Origin of the sequence: Phenylobacterium sp. (assembly GCF_031412415.1) — a bacterium.
Classification (GTDB): Bacteria; Pseudomonadota; Alphaproteobacteria; order Caulobacterales; family Caulobacteraceae; genus Phenylobacterium.
Map to the genome: position 1 here is coordinate 1 of NZ_JANOCX010000446.1, position 15,550 is coordinate 15,550.

Consider the following 15,550-nt stretch of genomic DNA (forward strand, 5'->3'; position numbering starts at 1 on the left):
GCCCTGTTTGCGATAGGTGGCGCCGAAGGCCGCGCCCCACGACGGGATGTCGTGGATGAAGCCCACATTGAACACGTAGTCCGACTGGTCGTTGAACCGGCGCGAGCCGAACTCGTCGTCGATATCGCTGTCGAGCCAGGAGTAGTTGAGGAACACCCCGGTGTTCTCCATGCCGAAAGCGGTCAGCGGCGTGGAGAGATCGAACTCGATCCCCCAGACCGAGCCGTCGCCGGTGTTGCGGGGGGTGAGCACGAAGGTGCCGGCGCCCTCGCTGCCGACAACGCCGGTGTTGGCCACTTCAACCAGGTCGGAAACCTTGCGGTAGAAGACATTGACCCCGGCCACGCCGCGGGTTCCCAGGCGACGCTCGTAGCCGACATCCAGACCCCAGGCGCTCTCGGGATCGAGCTGGGCGTTGCCCACGAAGTCGTTGTCGCCGAATTCGGCCAACAGATTGGCCGGTGAGATCTGGTTGAAGTTCGGCCGCCGCACCGTGCGCGCGACCGAGGCCGTGATCCGGTCCTCCGCCGTCATGCTGTACTTGAGGTGCGCCGACGGCAGCAGGATGCCGTAATCGTTGTCCACGTTGCGCAGGGCGGCCGGCGCGGTCTGGTCGGCGATCTTGGTTTCCGTGGTCTCATAGCGGAGCCCGGCTTCCCACTTCAGCGGCCCTTCGCCGCCGGAGAGCATCACATAGCCGTCGAGCCGGGTTTCCTCGATGTCGTTGATCCCGCCGACCACCGGCAGGAACGGGCCATAGACGCCGGGCAAGGTCGGCCGCGTGGCGGGCGGATTGGGAATGGTCACGCGGTTGCGGTCGGTGACGATCTCGGTGTCGCGCGACTTGTCGACATACTGCAGGCCGAACTCCAGCACACCGAACGAAACGTCGCGCTCATGGCTGACCTGCAGGGCCAGTTCCTTGTCCTGCAGATCGCTCAGGGTCAGGTCGCCCGTGAAGCGGTCGTCTTCGGGGAAGGGGTTGGCGTCGCGTAGGAACTCGTACTCTTCCTCGACTTCCGACTGCTGGTCGTCGAAGACCGAGTAGCCGGCCTTGAAGCGGGTCTTGCCGCCGAACATGTCGCGGGTGAACTTGGCGCTGAGCGACCAGTTGTCGGTGGTGATGTCCACGTCGTTGTCGTTGGTCACCAGCAGGTCGGCGTTGCGGACGCGGCCGCCCAGATATTCCAGCGAGTCCTCGTCGGCCAGGCGCTCGGTGCGCACGAACAGGCCCGAGAGCTCCAGATCGCCCCCGGCCACGGGAACCTCATAGGCCGCGTTAAGCGAATAGTCGGTGCCGTTACGGGTGTCGGTCTGCACCTCGCTGTTGTCCAGGGTCCCGCCTGGCCGATCGTAGCGAAGGCTCAGTTTTTCCTTCGGGTTGCGGCGGCCTTGGAGGCTCGCGCCCACCAGCAGGCGGCCAGGCCCGGCCTGGCCCGACCAGACGCCGCCCAGGGTCTCGCGAACCCGGCCGTCGTTGAGCAGGATGGCGCCGGCCCGCAGGTAGCCGCCCTCAAGGGTCTGGGCGTCTCGCAGGACGATATTCAGCGCGCCCGCCACCGCGTCGCCGCTGCGGTTGGCGGAACTGGACCGCACCACCTCGATGCGTTCGATGAGCTCGGCGGGGATGCGGTCGACGAAGAACGAGCGGTCAAGACCGGCGCCGGGCACGCGCTCGCCGTTGATCAGGATCTGGGTGTAACCGGGATCGAGGCCGCGCAGACGCGCGCCGTCTGATTCCAGCACGTCGGAGAGAAAGGTCACGCTGGGGACGCGCTTCATGGCGTCGCCGGCGGTCAAGGGCTCGAACCGCTGGAAATAGTCCAGATCGTAGGACAGCACCGGAGCGGTGGTCTCGACGCGGTCGCGGAAGGCGATCTGGCCCGTGACGATCAGTTCCGAGACTGAAACCGCGGTGTCATCGACCTGGGCTATGGCGGGTTGGGCGAAGGCCAGCGGCGCTACGGCGGCGCAGGCGAGAAGAGCTAGTCGTGTCATGTAATCCCCCGACAAACGGGGTTGTTGACCCTACCCCGCGCAGCATGTTTTGCAGCGCAGGGGATAATTGTGCGCAAGGAGCGGGGCCAGTGACGATTTCTCGGCAATTTCTTATCAGTTTTGCGTCATTCGCGGCGACGGCTTTGCTCGGCGCCTCCTGCGCCGCGATCGATCCCGAAAGTGTGTCGGACTCCGCCCGCATGACGGTGGGGACCGGCGTTCCCGTCCCCGCGGCCGGTGAGACCGCCGCGGTGGCCACCCAGGTCCGCGACGCCGCCGACGATCCCGAAATCTGGGCCGATCCAAGCGATCCGAAACGGGGCGTGATCTTCGGCACCGACAAGCAGGCTGGCCTCTATGTGTATGGCCTGGACGGGGCGGATCGTCAGTTCCTGCCCATCGGACCGCTGAACAATGTGGATCTGCGCGACGGCTTCCAGGTGGAAGGCAAGGCTCGGGTGCTGGTGGGCGCCAGCGATCGCGGACGGGCCGGGATCGCCTTCTTCCTGCTGGATCCCGACAGCCTGAACGTCGCGTCCTGGGGTCTGTCCCCGGTCCAAGTCAGCGAACCCTATGGGTTCTGCATGGGCCGCGCCGGATCGGACACCATAGCCGTGATGATCGGCAAGGCGGGCGATGTGCGCCAGTTCACCGTCACCGCCCAAGCGGGCAAGCCCAGTCTCGCCCTGACTCGATCCTTCGCCGTGGGGTCGCAGGCGGAGGGTTGCGTGATCGACGACGCCACGGGCGCGCTCTATGTGGCGGAGGAAGCCAAGGGGATCTGGCGCTACGCCCTTGACCCCGCCACCGGCGCGGCACGGACCCTGCTGGCCGGCGCGCCCTCCGACATTCTGAAGGTCGATGTCGAGGGCCTGACCCTGCTGCGGGAAGGTCCCGCCACCTACCTGCTCGCCTCCAGCCAAGGCGACAGCGCCTTCGCCGTCTGGCGAGTCGACGCCGCGCCGGCCTATGCCGGGCGCTTCTCGGTGACGCCGGGAGCGGGGGCGGACGCCGTGACCGGCACGGATGGCCTGGCGGCGCTGGGCGGCTCGGTCGGAGCCTTTCCATCGGGCCTCATCGTCGTCCAGGACGACGCCGACACTGACGGCGAGACCTCGTCCGGGGTCCGGACCCGCCAGAACTTCAAGCTGGTGGATTGGCGCGCGGTGAAAGCCGCGCTGGCGATCCCCTAGACCCGCTCGATCTTGGACGCCGCCTCGTCGATGGCCGCGGCGATGGCGTCGATCTGTGCCTCGGTGGGGCGTTCACCCTGCAGGCGCAGCTTGAGCGCCACGCCCAGGTTCTGCATGGCTCGCGCCACGCGGGGCGAGGCCTTGGGGGACTGCTCGCCAGCCTCGTCGAGACGGGCGAAGACCGCGTCCACGCTGGTTCGGTTCTCCTCAAGCGCCTTGTCGCCGGGCTCGGTGATCTCATAGGCCTTGCGGCCGCCGTCGCCCCCCGTCTGGCGGACGAAACCTTCGTCTTCCAGCAGCGAGAGGGTCGGATAGATCACGCCGGGGCTTGGGCGATAGGCGCCGCCGGTGCGCTCTTCCAGGGCGCGGATCAGCTCGTAGCCGTGGCTGGGCTTTGCCTTCAGCAGCGCCAGGATCACGAAGCGAAGGTCGCCGTGCTCCAGGATGCGTCCGATCCGCCCGCCCCGGCCGGGACCGCCGCGATGGCGCCCTTCATGGCCGTGGCCGCCGAACGGGTGACGGCTGCGGTGCTCGTGGTGTTTCCAGTGATGTCGATACATTTTCGATCCTATTTAGATATGTCTATATTGCAGATATATCTCGACTGGATCGGAGAGCAATAGATATATCGAAAATAATCTATTTCGCGGCGGCGAAGGCCTGCTTGCAGATCTCGTCGCCGAAGGCGGTGGAGAGCTGCTCCTCGGCCTCGCCCATGACGACGATGGCGAAGCGTCCGCCGACGATGGTCTTGCCGACCTTGTAGTCGGCGACGGTCTTGCCGGTGGCGATGTCGATCAGTTGCGCCTCGCCGCGCAGGACATTGGCGCCGGCCACCACCGTGGTGATCACCGGATTGGCCTTGTCGAGGCGATCGATCCGGGCCTCCAGGCGCAACGGGCGGGTTCCCTTGGCGCAGGTGTCCAGCTTGGCCTTCACCTTGGCCTTGAAGATGTCGTCGAACTCCGGCGTCACCTTCAGGTCGCCCTTGGTCAGGGTGATCTCGTCCACGCGGCCCGCTGCGGCCCAGTCCGTGGACAGGGGCGAGACGGTTTCGCTGCGCGACATGCTCATGCAGCCGGAAAGGCAAACGGCGGCGCCCGCGAGCGCCAGAAGGGGATATCGGTTCAAGGCGAGACTCCTGTCAGCGCGTCACTAACGCGCTACCGAAGCTCAAGCTCCCCGCAAGGTCTCGGCCAACAGTCGCCCCTCGGGCGCGCGACTGGACCCTGCGCGCCAGGCGACCACGATCTCGCGGTTCGGATGGTCGCCCTTGAGGCGCAGCACCGCCACGTCGGCGGCGTCGGTGAGACCCGCCGCCACCGCCATGGCCGGAATGAAGCTGACCCCCAAGCCCGAGCCCACCATCTGAACCAGGGTCGGCAGTGAGGTGGCGGCGAAGGCCTCCTCCTCGCCGGTGGCCTTGGGCGGTTTCAACCCGCAGGCGGCCAGCGCGTGGTCGCGCAGGCAGTGACCGTCCTCCAGCAGGATCAGGTCGTCGTTCTCCAGCGCCGAGGGCGGCGCTTCGGTCTCATGGGCCAGGGGATGGTCGCCGGGCAAGGCGGCCATCAGTTCGTCGTTCGACACGTGGGCGTGGGCCAGGCCTGACATGTCATAGGGCAAGGCGATCAGCGCCGCGTCGAGCTGGCCGGCCTTCAGCGCCGCCAGCAGGCGGTGGGTCAGGTCCTCGCGCAGGAACAGCCGCAGTTTGGGAAACCGCGCCCGCAACAGCGGCAGGGCCTTGGGCAGCAGGAAGGGGGCGATCGTCGGAATGACCCCCAGGCGGAATCGCCCGGTCAGGGGCTGGCCGGCGTTGCGGGCCGCCTGCACAAGCTCCTCGGCTTCGTTCAGAATGACGATGGCCCTGTCCAGGGCCGCCTGGCCGACGGCCGTCAGGATCATGCCCGAGCGGGCCCGATCGACCACCGGCGCGCCCAAGATCTTCTCCAGCTCCTGAACGCCGGAGGAGAGCGTCGGCTGGGTGACGTGCGCCGCGTCCGCCGCCCGGCCGAACGAGCCGTGCTCGGCCAGGAGCTTGAGGTACTGGAGCTGTCGGAGGGTCGGGAGGCTCATGGAAGTAAGATAGGGGAAATCTATCCAATTTCCATAGACAATCGATTGGATATTGCACCGCAGCATCCCTATCTCCCCGTCACGGCTTCGGCCGCATGTGACTTTTCAAGGAGAGACTGATGCTGGGCGTTGGCGAAAAACTGCCGGACTTCAAGGTCGTGGGCGTGAAGCCCAAGTTCAACCGTCATGAAGAGAACGGCGAGAGCGCCTTCGAGGCCGTCACCCAGGACAGCTTCCCGGGCAAGTGGAAGGTCATCTTCTTCTACCCGAAGGATTTCACCTTCGTGTGCCCCACCGAGATCGCCGAGTTCGCGCGACTGAACAGCCAGTTCGAGGAACGCGACACCGTGGTCCTGGGCGGCTCGACCGACAATGAGCACTCCAAGCTGGGCTGGCGCCGGGAACACCCGGACCTCAACAGCCTGCCGATCTGGAACTTCGCCGACAATTCCGGGAAGTTTGCCCGCGCGCTCGGCGTGCTGAATGAAGACGAAGGCGTCGCCCTGCGCGCCACCTACGTGGTCGATCCGCACAACGTCGTGCAGCACGTCTATGTCACCAACCTCAATGTCGGCCGCGCGCCGCTGGACACCCTGCGGGTGCTGGACGCGCTGCAGACCGACGAACTGTGCCCGTGCAACCGTTCGGTTGGCGGCGAAACCCTGAAGGCCGCCTAGGTTAGTCCCTCCAGCCCCTAGGGCCGGCCTTCGGTCCGGGGCGCGCGATCTCCCCGCGCGCCCCGGACCCCCTATTTCCTCATCCCTGAATTCCCGGAGCCGTCCGATGTCCCTCGACGCCCTGCGCGAGACCCTGCCCGCCTACGCCAAGGACCTGAGCCTGAACCTGTCGAGCCTGGCGTCGGAAACCGTGCTCACCGACCAGCAGAAGTGGGGCGCCTTCGTCGCGTCCGCCCACGCGGTGGGCGTGCCGGCCGTCGTCAGGGCCGTGGAGGCCGCCGCCTCGGCCGCCGGTCTCACCGACGAGGCCAAGACCGCCGCCAAGGCCGCGGCGGCGATCATGGGCATGAACAATGTCTACTATCGCTCGCTGCACCTGCTCTCGAACGGCGAGTACAAGACCCTGCCGGCCAAGCTGCGCATGAACCTCCTGGCCAATCCCGGCGTCGAGAAGGTCGACTTCGAACTGTGGTCCACGGCGGTCTCGGCCATCAATGGCTGCGGCATGTGCCTGGACGCCCACGAAGCCGAACTGAAGAAGCACGGCGTCCCCGCCACCAACATCCAGGCGGCCTTGCGCATCGCCTCGGTGGTCAACGCCGTCAGCCGCGTGATCGCGGGTGAAGCCGCGGCGGCGGCCTAGCCCAACACCTTCGCCAATCGCGCGACCCCGCCGGCCATCAGGCGGGCGGGGAAGCCGGAGAACCCCAGCATCAGGCCCTGGCGCGGCGCGACCTGCCGATAGAGGCGGCTGATGGCCCGAACATAGAGCCCCGCCTCGGCGGCGGCGGCCTCGACCTCCAGGTCGCTGCGCCCGTCCTTGAGATAGGCGATCAGGTGCATACCCTGGTCGGGGACGTCGACCTCCAGCAGATGGCTCAATTGGTCGGTCAGGGCCGAGGCCAGGGCGTCGCGTTGACCCTTGTCGGTCAGTCTTCGGCGGCGGATGTGGGCGGCGAATTGTCCCTCGCGCATGAAGTCCAGCACGATGGCCTGCGTCAGGGTCGGCGGCTGGCGGTCGATGACCTGCCGCGCATTGGCGAAGGCCGTGGCCAGCGCCTTGGGCACGACGGCGTAACCCATCCGCAATCCCGGGAAGAGCGCCTTGTTGAGCGTCCCCACATAGATCACCCGTTCGCCGCCATCGAGGCCCTGCAGCGAGGCGAGCGGCGGGCCGGCGTAGCGGAACTCAGAGGCGTAGTCGTCCTCGACGATCCAGGCGCCGGCCTCCCGCGCCCAGGCCAGCAATTCCAGTCGTCGCGCCATCGAGAGCGTCACCCCCAACGGATACTGGTGCGAGGGCGTCACGAAGGCCACACGCGCTTCCGGCGCCACCGCAACCCCCCGCGCCACCACCAGGCCCGATCGATCCACCGGCACGTGATGGATCGCCACCCCCGCCACGGTCAGGGCGTGCAGGGTCGCGGGATAGCCTGGGTCCTCCATCCACACGGAGTCGCCGCGATGCAGTAGCAGACGCACGGCGATGTCCACGGCGTGCTGGGCGCCGGAGGTGACGATCACCTGGTCCGGCGTGCAGATCACCCCCCGCGCGGCCCGCAGGTAGTCAGCGATGGCGGCGCGCAGGGGCGCCTCGCCGGCGGCGTCGGAATAGCCGAAATGGACCGGTCCCAGGGTGCGCAAGGCGCGACGCGTGGAGGCCGACCAGGCGTCCAGCGCCCGGGCGTCCAAGAGGGTGCGCCCAGTCGTGAACAGTCGGGGCTCGGCCTGTGGCGTGGGAAAGGTCAGCTCGTCCATCACCCGCGCCCGCGCCGGGATCCTGGGCGGCCGGGCGCTGGGCGCCGGGGTCTGTGGCTTGACGTCCAGCATCCCCGAAAGGTCGGCCGAGACATAGGTCCCTGACCCCGCGCGCCCTTCGGCGTAGCCCTCGGCCAGCAGCAGGTCGTAGGCGGCCACCACCGAGGCTCGCGCCACGCCCAGCCGCGTCGAGAAGTCGCGGCTCGACGGCAAGCGGCCGCCGGGCTTCAGAGCGCCCGAAAGGATCGCCCCGCGCACCTGGTCGTACAGCCGGCGGACCACGGGTTCGCCCGGTTCCGGCGGGCTCCAGGGATAGATGTCAGCCCAGCTCATGGTCCGATCATGCCGCAGAGTGGTCTGGCACGCCAGATCGAATTGGACCTTCCCGCCAGACCGCATCGGCCATAGCAGACGTCCGGAGCGGAGTCCTGAGATGAGCGAAACCTTCAATCCGACGACCCGGTCCAAGGCGCGGCGCAAGGCCGACCGCGCCGCCTATGACGAGGCCAGCGTCTACGCCGTGCTCGACGCGGCGGTGCTCTGTCATGTGGGCTACGTCCTGGATGGCGAACCCTTCGTCACCCCGACCACCTTCTGGCGGGAGGGCCGCAAGCTGTACTGGCACGGCTCGGCCGCCAGCCGGATGATCCGCGCCCAAGGCCCGGGCCTGCCGGTCTGCGTCACCGTCACCCACATGGATGGTCTGGTCCTAGCGCGTTCGGGCATCGCCCACTCGATGAACTACCGCTCGGTCATGGCCTTCGGCACGGCCCGGATGGTCGAGGGGCTGGAGGCCCGCCGCGAAGCCATGAGCGCCTTCATCGATCGGCTCTATCCGGACCGTTCCGCCGAGCTGCGGCCCGCCCTGGACCAGGAGATCAAGCAGATCGGCCTCGTGGAGATGACCATCGAGGAAGCTTCCGCCAAGTCGCGGTCGGGCGGGGTCAACGGCACGGATCTGGACGAGGACTGGAACGCCTGGAGCGGCGTAATCCCGGTCGCCACTGTGATCGGCGCCCGCCAGGCCGACGCCGTGCGGAGCGCCGGCGCGTCATCGTCCCCAAGCCTCGACCTCTACCTGCCCGGCGCGCGGCTGGACGAGGTTCTGGCGGTCGCGCACAAGATCTAGTCGGGCTTGCCGGTCTCGACGTACGTCTTCAGGCGCGCGACCTGCTGGCCCAGCACGAAATCCACCGGCTTGGCCCAGACCTCGGCCAGCCCGCCCTTGGCGTAGCCGCCGACGTCGTAGGTGGCGGTGAGCAGGGTCTTGGCCGGATCGGCGGTCTTCTCGAACTTGAAGGTCAGGTGCCCCGCCGCTCCGGTGGTCTGTAGAGGCCCCAGCCCGCCGAACAGCTTCAGCGCTCCGGGATCGGAATAGACCACGGTCATGTGGCGCACCTGCCCGTCGGCCAGCTTTTCGCAGAAGCAGCCCCCGACCGGATCGATGCTCAGGTTCTTCGCGTCACCGGAATAGCTGTGGCCGCCGCTCCACCAGCGTCCGACGTCCAGGACGGCGGCGCGGACCTTCGCCTGGGGCGCCTCGATGGTCGCGACACGACGGATCTCGAAACCGACCGCCGACTGGTCGACCACCTCGGCCACGGCGAAGGTGGGGGCCAAGGCCAGCACCAAAAGGGCGATTGGAAGCTTCATGGGACCTCTCCCGGCTAAGCGCGCTCGAAGCTTAGCGGACCACCCCAGAAAGTCTCCACCAAGCTGGACTGTGCGCCCGGCTTGCCCGTGGTGAGAAATCGCCGTGTGCCGCCCTCGCCCGCCCGATAGGCCGGATGCTTGGCGAGGTAGCCCTCCAGGGCGTCTGCGGTGGCGCCCGGCTGGTGGATCAGCGGCGTGCCCGGCTTCAGCGCCGCGCGGAACAGGTCGGCGACGATCTCATAGTGGGTGCAGCCCAGGATCGCTCGATCCGGCGCCCGTCCGATCCTGCGAGCAATGGCGTCCACGTGGCCTTGGATCATCGCGGCGAGCTCGGCTTCCGGCGCGCCGTCCTCGATCATCCGGGCGAGGTCGGGGCAGGGTTCGGAGAACACCGCCACGTCCTGGCGGCGTTTGTCGATCTCGATCTCGTAGACACGACTTCGGGCGGTGGCCGGCGTGGAGAACACCGCGAGCACGTCCAGCTTCTCGATCTTGTCGCCGCGCCGCTCGGCCTCGTGCTCCCAGGGCATGCCCGTCGCCGCCTCGATGGTCGGCACGATGATGCCCAGGATGTTGACCGCCCGTCCGAGCTGCTGGCGATAGCCCGGCAGCCAGGTCTGCTGCAGGCGGCGGAGCGCGATGCCGGACGCCGTGTTGCACGCCAGGACGATCAGGTCGCAGCCCTCGGCGAACAAGCGCTCGCAGCCGGCCCGGGTCAGGTCGACGATCTCCTCGCCCTCCCGCCCGCCATAGGGGGCGTTGGCCTGGTCGGCCAGATAGACAAAGTCCGCGGTGGGGAGGCGCTCCACGAGCGCACGGTGGACGGACAGGCCGCCCACGCCGGAATCGAAAACGCCAATGGCCATGAAACCGATTTAGCCGCGCCCCGGTCCAGCGTCCATGACCGCATGCGCGAGCCGGTTCATCGAATCTCGATATTTCGAATTGACATTTGCGTCATTCTGACATATATGTCATCGCGAAGTGATTGATACGTGGCCCGTCGCGCCACGGCGGGCCGCCAGGACGCAAGCGCCCGTGAGTGTTATAGCGTCATAATTCTCGAGATATTTCAATGCGCTATCCCCTAGCCGCCAACCGCGAGCTACCCTTAGGCGACCCTGCTTCAACCTGGGTGGTCGGTGTCGAGGTTGATTTGCAGACCGCGCTGGCCCTGTCGCGCGCCACCACCAAGGCCCTGCTGGAACTGTCGCCCCTGTCGCACCGCGAGATCACGGCGGCCCTGAAGCAGGAGATCGACGTCCTGGAGATGCAGAGCGATCCGCTTTCCCTGGCCGCCGCCAACGCGGTGAAGCAGTACCTGCCCGAGGCCGCGTGACCCCAAAGAGGCCCATGCGGGTCAATCTTGAGGCCCGGGCGGCGACCGGCGAGAACCGGCGCGCCCAGACCCGCGCCAAGCTCGTCGACGCCGCGGCGCGCGTGATCGCCGATAAGGGCCGCGAGGCGACCTCCATCGAGGACATCGTCGCGGAGGCCGGCGTCGCGCGCGGCACCTTCTACAACTACTTTCCGACCGTCGACGAGCTGCTGGACGCGCTCAACACGCGCATGGCGCAAGCCGTCGACGCGGCCATGGCCCCGATCCGGGCCGAGATCACCGATCCTCCCTCTCTGCTTGCCGCGACCCTGCATCGGTTCATGGTCGCCCTGACCGCCGACCCCGTGGGCGGATGGCTCGCCTTGCGGATGGAGGGCTCCGTCGCGCCCCGGCAGTTGATTTTCGAGCGTAGGTTCGATGCGCTCTTCCAGGAAGGCGTGCGAATCGGACGTTTTCGCCAGGGCAACCGTGACGCCGCCCGCAGCCTGCTGTTTGGCGCGTTCCGGATGGCGCAGCGCGACGTCATGCTGGGCCAGACATCGCCGGACCACGTTGTCGAACTGGTCGCTCTGCTGCTGATGGCCTTCGGCGTGACGCCCGAGGAAGCGCGGGACATCAGTCGAAAGGCCGCCGCCGAGGCCGAGGATCAGCGACATTACCATCCCGTCATGTGACGTTCAGCAGGGTTGACCCTAAGGTCCGGCCAAACTTGAACGGACTTCCGGGAGACTTCATGCAACGGCGCACTTTTCTTGCCGCCTCGGGCGCCATGGTCGCCGCCTCGACCCTGCCCGCCGCCGCCCTCGCGCAGGGCGCGGCCAGCGCGGTCACCGCCGCCTGGACCGGTCCGTACGGCGGCGTGCCCGCCTTCGACAAGGTGGCCGTGGCCGACTTCAAGCCCGCCTTGGAACTGGGCATGAAGACCGAGCGCGCCGAGATCGACGCCATCGCAAACAGCAAGGCGGCCCCGACCTTCGACAACACCATCGCTGCGCTGGAGCGGTCCGGCGACCTGCGTAGCCGCGTCGGCACGTTCTACGGCGTCTGGTCGGGCACGCTATCGACCCCCGACCTGCGCGCCGTCGAGAAGGAGATGTCGCCGAGGCTCTCGGCCCACAACGACGAAACCCTGCAGAACGAGAAGCTCTTCAAGCGCATCGAGGCCGTCTATGAGGCCCGCGCCGGCCTGAGCGCCGAGCAGCAGCGCTTGACCTGGGTGTACTGGAACCGCTTCGTGCGGGCCGGCGCGCGTCTGTCGCCCGCCGACAAGGCCCGTATCGCCCAGATCAACCAGGAGCTGGCCGGCCTGTTCACCAGCTTCACTCAGAACCTGCTGGCCGACGAAACTGACTACGTCCTTTATCTGCGCACCGAGAGCGAGCTTGCGGGCCTGCCAGACGATGTCCGGGCCGCCGCCGCGTCCGGGGCGAAGGATCGGGGCCAGGAGGGTCAGTGGGCGATCCTCAACACCCGATCCTCGATGGATCCGTTCCTCACCTACTCCACACGCCGCGATCTGCGCGAGAAGGTCTGGCGCACCTATTACAGCCGTGGCGACAATGGCGACGCCAAGGACAACAACGCCAACATCAAGAAGATCCTCAAGCTGCGGGTCGAGCGCGCCAAGCTGCTGGGCTATCCGACCCACGCCCATTGGCGGCTCGAGAACGCCATGGCCAAGACCCCCGACGCGGCCATGGCTCTGATGCTGCGGGTCTGGCCCTCGGCCATCGCGCGGGTGAAGCAGGAGGTGGCCGAGATGCAGGCCATCGCCGACAAGGAGAAGGCCGGGATCAAGATCGAGCCCTGGGACTATCGCTTCTACGCCGAGAAGGTCCGGGCCGACCGCTACGACCTCGATATGAACGAGGTGAAGCCGTACATGCAGCTGGAAAAGCTGCGCGAGGGCATGTTCTGGGCCGCCGGCGAGGTCTACGGCTTCCAGTTCGAGCAGGTGAGCGTGCCCGTCGCCCATCCCGACATCCGGGTGTGGGAGGTCAAGCGCGGCGGCAAGCACCAGGGCCTCTGGTACTTCGACCCCTACGCCCGAGCCGGCAAGCGTTCCGGCGCTTGGATGAACGCCTATCGGACCCAGGAAAAGCACGACAAGCCGGTGACGACCATCGTCTCCAACAACTCGAACTTCGTGAAGGGCGCGCCCGGGGAACCGGTGCTGATCTCCTGGGACGACGCCAAGACCATGTTCCACGAGTTCGGCCACGCCATCCACGGCCTGAACTCCGACGTCGCCTATCCCTCCCTGTCAGGAACGGCGGTGGCGCGCGACTATGTGGAGTTCCCCAGTCAGATCAACGAGCACTGGCTGCCCACGACCCAGGTGCTGTCGAAGTACGCGCTGCACCACAAGACCGGTCAGCCGATCCCCAAGGCCCTGGTCGATAAGATTGAGAAGGCCCGCACCTTCCGCCAGGGCTTCGAGGTCACGGAGTATCTGTCCTCTGCGATCATCGACATGAAGTTCCACCTGGCCGGCGATGTCGACATCGATCCCGACGCCTTCGAGCGCGACGAACTCACCAAGTTGGGAATGCCCGCCGAGCTGGTCATGCGTCACCGCAGCCCGCAGTTCGGCCACGTCTTCGCCAGCGACGGCTATTCGGCCGGCTACTACAGCTATCTGTGGTCGGAGACCCTGGCGCTGGACGTGGTGGACGCCTTCAAATCCTCACCGGGCGGCATGTACGACAAGGCCGTGGCCGCCAGGCTGCGCGCCAATGTCATGAGCGTCGGCAACGCCATCGACCCGGAGATCGCCTACCGCAAGCTCATGGGCCGCGACGTCGACGTGACGGCCTACCTGCGTGAAAAGGGCTTCCCGACGGCGTAGGGGCGCCGCCCCCTTCGTCATCCTTCGGTCAGCCTCGGGCCGGCAGGGGGATGACGAGCGGCGCCGGGCGGAGACCTAACCCGTCCAGCCCGCCACCAACGCGTCCGGATGCCTATCCGGCACGAGGTTGAGCTGTAGCCCATGCTCCAGCCAGGCCTTGGCGCCGGCCAGGACGAGGTTGAAGCCGCCGATGGAATCCAGCGCCTTGGCCACCTGTTCGTCGCCAGTCCCGCTGAAGCCGCTGTTGGTCACCGTGACAAAGGTCTCGCCGTCGCCGCGCGGCTCGAAGGTCCATTCGACCTCCGTATAGCCTTCCTCGTCGTCGCCCCAGTCGATCAGGATACGACGGCCGGGCTCGATGGCCTTCACGATCGCCACGGCGTGGGCGCCGTACATCTCCCAGTCCCAGCGAACCCGCGCGCCGGGCGCCAGCCGGCCGCTGGCCTTGGAGAACCAGAATTTCGTCGTCACCGCCGGATCGGCGAAGGCCTCGAACACCTCGGCGGCCCCTCGGCGGATCAGCAGGCCGGTGTTGACGGCAGGCGCGGTCTGAAGGTCCATCGGAGGTCTCCCCTAGGGCGCTTGTTGTAGAACCTTTCGGTTTAACGTCAACCTCTGGCGAGCCCCCTCGCCTTGACCTCCGGCGCCCTTCGGCGCATAAGCCGCCCCTTCCGGCGCAGAGCAATCGCGCCCTCCACCGCCACGACCCCCACTGACTGATGTGGGACGAGGGCGGCGAGGCCCCCCGTCGACGTGATCGTCCACGGGGGTCGATTGCGTTTGGGCCATCAGGAGCTGGCATTTGTTCGACGCGCTGACAGATCGGCTATCCGGAGTCTTCGACCGCCTCTCCGGGCGGGGCGTGCTCTCGGAAAAGGACATCGACGAGGCCCTGCGCGAGGTGCGCGTGGCCCTGCTCGAGGCCGACGTCGCCCTGCCTGTCGTCCGCGAGTTCATCGCCAAGGCCTAGGAGCGCGCGTCCGGCGAGGACGTCATCCGCTCGATCCGCCCCGCCGACCAGGTGGTCAAGATCACCTATGACGGCCTGGTGGAGATGCTGGGCGGCGACGTCGCCGAAGGGCTGAACATCAGCCTCAATCCGCCCACCGTCATCCTGATGGCCGGCCTCCAGGGATCGGGCAAGACCACCACCGCCGGCAAGCTGGCGCTGAAGCTGGTCAAGGACCGCAAGAAGGTCCTGCTGGCCTCGCTGGACACCCGCCGGCCCGCCGCCATGGAGCAGCTCGGCATGCTGGCCAAGCAGGCCGGCGCGGAGTTCCTGCCCATCGTCGCCGGCCAGATCGCCACCGAGATCGCCAAGCGGGCCATGTCGGCCGCGAAGCTGCAGGGCTACGACATCCTGATCCTCGACACCGCCGGGCGCACCACGCTCGACGAGGCGATGATGAGCGAGGCCGCCGAGATCGCGCGGATTTCCACGCCGTCCGAGACCCTGCTGGTCGCCGACAGCCTGACCGGCCAGGACGCGGTGCGCACCGCCACGGCCTTCCACGCCCGCCTGCCGCTGACCGGCCTGGTGCTGACCCGGGCCGACGGCGACGGCCGCGGCGGCGCGGCGCTCTCGATGCGCGCCGTCACCGGCCTGCCGATCAAGTATCTCGGCGTCTCGGAGAAGATCGACGGCCTGGACGTGTTCGACGCCCGCCGTGTGGCCGGCCGGATCCTGGGACAGGGCGACGTGGTGGCCCTGGTCGAGAAGGCCGCCCAGGACCTGGACCAGGCCAAGACCGAGGCCATGGCCAAGAAGCTGGCCAAGGGTCAGTTCGACCTGGACATGATGGCCGACCAGTTCGCCCAGATGAAGAAGATGGGCGGCATGGAAGGTCTGATGGGTCTGTTGCCCGGCGTCCAGAAGATGAAGAAGCAGATGGCCGACGCCAACGTGTCGGACAAGACGCTGGACCGCCAGTCGGCGATCATCTCGTCGATGACCAAGGCCGAGCGGAAGAAGCCCGACATCCTGCAGGCCTCGCGCAAGCGCCGGATCGCC

At 67.5% G+C, this 15,550-nt stretch carries 15 protein-coding genes and 1 pseudogene; 8 read left to right on the plus strand and 8 right to left on the minus strand.

Annotation, left to right across the window (positions count from 1 at the left end):
- Positions 1 to 1,998 (minus strand): TonB-dependent receptor domain-containing protein (locus RMO04_RS20545; protein WP_309646631.1); only part of this gene is annotated, 1,998 nt, incomplete at its 3' end.
- Between the two features lie 44 nt (positions 1,999 to 2,042).
- On the opposite strand from RMO04_RS20545, the gene RMO04_RS20550 reads away from it, so the two are divergent.
- Entirely contained in the window at positions 2,043 to 3,191 is a 1,149-nt protein-coding gene (locus tag RMO04_RS20550; RefSeq protein WP_309646632.1) for a phytase, read from the plus strand.
- Here the strand turns inward: RMO04_RS20550 and RMO04_RS20555 are convergent.
- The 3 genes from RMO04_RS20555 to RMO04_RS20565 all read right to left on the minus strand — a co-directional run bounded on the left by RMO04_RS20555 (position 3,188) and on the right by RMO04_RS20565 (position 5,264).
- Positions 3,188 to 3,751, minus strand: a complete 564-nt coding sequence (locus RMO04_RS20555) for a PadR family transcriptional regulator (protein ID WP_309646633.1) — start codon at positions 3,749 to 3,751, stop codon at positions 3,188 to 3,190. The genes RMO04_RS20550 and RMO04_RS20555 overlap by 4 nt on opposite strands.
- A gap of 79 nt (positions 3,752 to 3,830) precedes the next feature.
- Positions 3,831 to 4,322 (minus strand): hypothetical protein, encoded by a 492-nt coding sequence (locus RMO04_RS20560; RefSeq protein ID WP_309646634.1) that lies wholly within the window; start codon positions 4,320 to 4,322, stop codon positions 3,831 to 3,833.
- Positions 4,323 to 4,364: 42 nt separating this feature from the next.
- Positions 4,365 to 5,264 carry a hydrogen peroxide-inducible genes activator gene (locus RMO04_RS20565; RefSeq protein ID WP_309646635.1) on the minus strand — a complete coding sequence of 300 codons (900 nt, stop codon included), beginning with the start codon at positions 5,262 to 5,264 and terminating at the stop codon, positions 4,365 to 4,367.
- A gap of 119 nt (positions 5,265 to 5,383) precedes the next feature.
- On the opposite strand from RMO04_RS20565, the gene RMO04_RS20570 reads away from it, so the two are divergent.
- Positions 5,384 to 5,941, plus strand: a complete 558-nt coding sequence (locus tag RMO04_RS20570; protein WP_309646636.1) for a peroxiredoxin — start codon at positions 5,384 to 5,386, stop codon at positions 5,939 to 5,941.
- Between the two features lie 106 nt (positions 5,942 to 6,047).
- Positions 6,048 to 6,584 carry a carboxymuconolactone decarboxylase family protein gene (locus tag RMO04_RS20575; RefSeq protein ID WP_309646637.1) on the plus strand — a complete coding sequence of 179 codons (537 nt, stop codon included), beginning with the start codon at positions 6,048 to 6,050 and terminating at the stop codon, positions 6,582 to 6,584.
- Here RMO04_RS20575 and RMO04_RS20580 read toward each other — a convergent pair.
- A complete protein-coding gene (locus RMO04_RS20580; RefSeq protein WP_309646638.1) occupies positions 6,581 to 8,032 on the minus strand; it encodes a PLP-dependent aminotransferase family protein in 1,452 nt (483 codons plus the stop codon). The genes RMO04_RS20575 and RMO04_RS20580 overlap by 4 nt on opposite strands.
- 100 nt (positions 8,033 to 8,132) lie before the next feature.
- On the opposite strand from RMO04_RS20580, the gene RMO04_RS20585 reads away from it, so the two are divergent.
- Complete coding sequence (locus RMO04_RS20585) at positions 8,133 to 8,828, plus strand: pyridoxamine 5'-phosphate oxidase family protein (RefSeq protein ID WP_309646639.1); 696 nt, start codon at positions 8,133 to 8,135, stop codon at positions 8,826 to 8,828.
- Here the strand turns inward: RMO04_RS20585 and RMO04_RS20590 are convergent.
- Both RMO04_RS20590 and RMO04_RS20595 read right to left on the minus strand, forming a co-directional pair.
- Positions 8,825 to 9,352: an ATPase gene (locus RMO04_RS20590; RefSeq protein WP_309646640.1), complete on the minus strand. Its 528-nt coding sequence runs from the start codon at positions 9,350 to 9,352 to the stop codon at positions 8,825 to 8,827. The two genes, RMO04_RS20585 and RMO04_RS20590, sit on opposite strands and share 4 nt — an antisense overlap.
- Positions 9,353 to 9,366: 14 nt before the next feature.
- Positions 9,367 to 10,218, minus strand: a complete 852-nt coding sequence (locus RMO04_RS20595; RefSeq protein WP_309646641.1) for an aspartate/glutamate racemase family protein — start codon at positions 10,216 to 10,218, stop codon at positions 9,367 to 9,369.
- Between the two features lie 209 nt (positions 10,219 to 10,427).
- On the opposite strand from RMO04_RS20595, the gene RMO04_RS20600 reads away from it, so the two are divergent.
- The 3 genes from RMO04_RS20600 to RMO04_RS20610 are packed head-to-tail and all read left to right on the plus strand — an operon-like array spanning position 10,428 to position 13,539.
- Complete coding sequence (locus RMO04_RS20600) at positions 10,428 to 10,691, plus strand: hypothetical protein (RefSeq protein ID WP_309646642.1); 264 nt, start codon at positions 10,428 to 10,430, stop codon at positions 10,689 to 10,691.
- A 14-nt stretch (positions 10,692 to 10,705) separates the two neighbouring features.
- Positions 10,706 to 11,365 (plus strand): helix-turn-helix domain-containing protein, encoded by a 660-nt coding sequence (locus tag RMO04_RS20605; protein ID WP_309646643.1) that lies wholly within the window; start codon positions 10,706 to 10,708, stop codon positions 11,363 to 11,365.
- Positions 11,366 to 11,424: 59 nt separating this feature from the next.
- Complete coding sequence (locus RMO04_RS20610) at positions 11,425 to 13,539, plus strand: M3 family metallopeptidase (RefSeq protein WP_309646644.1); 2,115 nt, start codon at positions 11,425 to 11,427, stop codon at positions 13,537 to 13,539.
- A gap of 75 nt (positions 13,540 to 13,614) precedes the next feature.
- Here the strand turns inward: RMO04_RS20610 and RMO04_RS20615 are convergent, their stop codons facing one another.
- Positions 13,615 to 14,100: an SRPBCC family protein gene (locus tag RMO04_RS20615; protein WP_309646645.1), complete on the minus strand. Its 486-nt coding sequence runs from the start codon at positions 14,098 to 14,100 to the stop codon at positions 13,615 to 13,617.
- 241 nt (positions 14,101 to 14,341) lie between these two features.
- Between RMO04_RS20615 and ffh the strand changes: the two are divergent.
- Positions 14,342 to 15,550, plus strand: a pseudogene (gene ffh / locus RMO04_RS20620) (signal recognition particle protein); the annotation flags it as partial.

What these genes read in the sequence shown, in the direction of transcription:
- RMO04_RS20615 (WP_309646645.1), bottom strand. Translation starts at nt 14,100, where the DNA reads ATGGACCTTCAGACCGCGCCTGCCGTCAACACCGGCCTGCTGATCCGC.
- RMO04_RS20550 (WP_309646632.1), top strand. Translation starts at nt 2,043, where the DNA reads ATGTTTTGCAGCGCAGGGGATAATTGTGCGCAAGGAGCGGGGCCAGTG.
- RMO04_RS20570 (WP_309646636.1), top strand. Translation starts at nt 5,384, where the DNA reads ATGCTGGGCGTTGGCGAAAAACTGCCGGACTTCAAGGTCGTGGGCGTG.
- RMO04_RS20590 (WP_309646640.1), bottom strand. Translation starts at nt 9,352, where the DNA reads ATGAAGCTTCCAATCGCCCTTTTGGTGCTGGCCTTGGCCCCCACCTTC.
- RMO04_RS20605 (WP_309646643.1), top strand. Translation starts at nt 10,706, where the DNA reads ATGCGGGTCAATCTTGAGGCCCGGGCGGCGACCGGCGAGAACCGGCGC.
- RMO04_RS20580 (WP_309646638.1), bottom strand. Translation starts at nt 8,032, where the DNA reads ATGAGCTGGGCTGACATCTATCCCTGGAGCCCGCCGGAACCGGGCGAA.
- RMO04_RS20555 (WP_309646633.1), bottom strand. Translation starts at nt 3,751, where the DNA reads ATGTATCGACATCACTGGAAACACCACGAGCACCGCAGCCGTCACCCG.
- RMO04_RS20610 (WP_309646644.1), top strand. Translation starts at nt 11,425, where the DNA reads ATGCAACGGCGCACTTTTCTTGCCGCCTCGGGCGCCATGGTCGCCGCC.
- RMO04_RS20595 (WP_309646641.1), bottom strand. Translation starts at nt 10,218, where the DNA reads ATGGCCATTGGCGTTTTCGATTCCGGCGTGGGCGGCCTGTCCGTCCAC.
- RMO04_RS20600 (WP_309646642.1), top strand. Translation starts at nt 10,428, where the DNA reads ATGCGCTATCCCCTAGCCGCCAACCGCGAGCTACCCTTAGGCGACCCT.
- RMO04_RS20575 (WP_309646637.1), top strand. Translation starts at nt 6,048, where the DNA reads ATGTCCCTCGACGCCCTGCGCGAGACCCTGCCCGCCTACGCCAAGGAC.
- RMO04_RS20565 (WP_309646635.1), bottom strand. Translation starts at nt 5,264, where the DNA reads ATGAGCCTCCCGACCCTCCGACAGCTCCAGTACCTCAAGCTCCTGGCC.
- RMO04_RS20585 (WP_309646639.1), top strand. Translation starts at nt 8,133, where the DNA reads ATGAGCGAAACCTTCAATCCGACGACCCGGTCCAAGGCGCGGCGCAAG.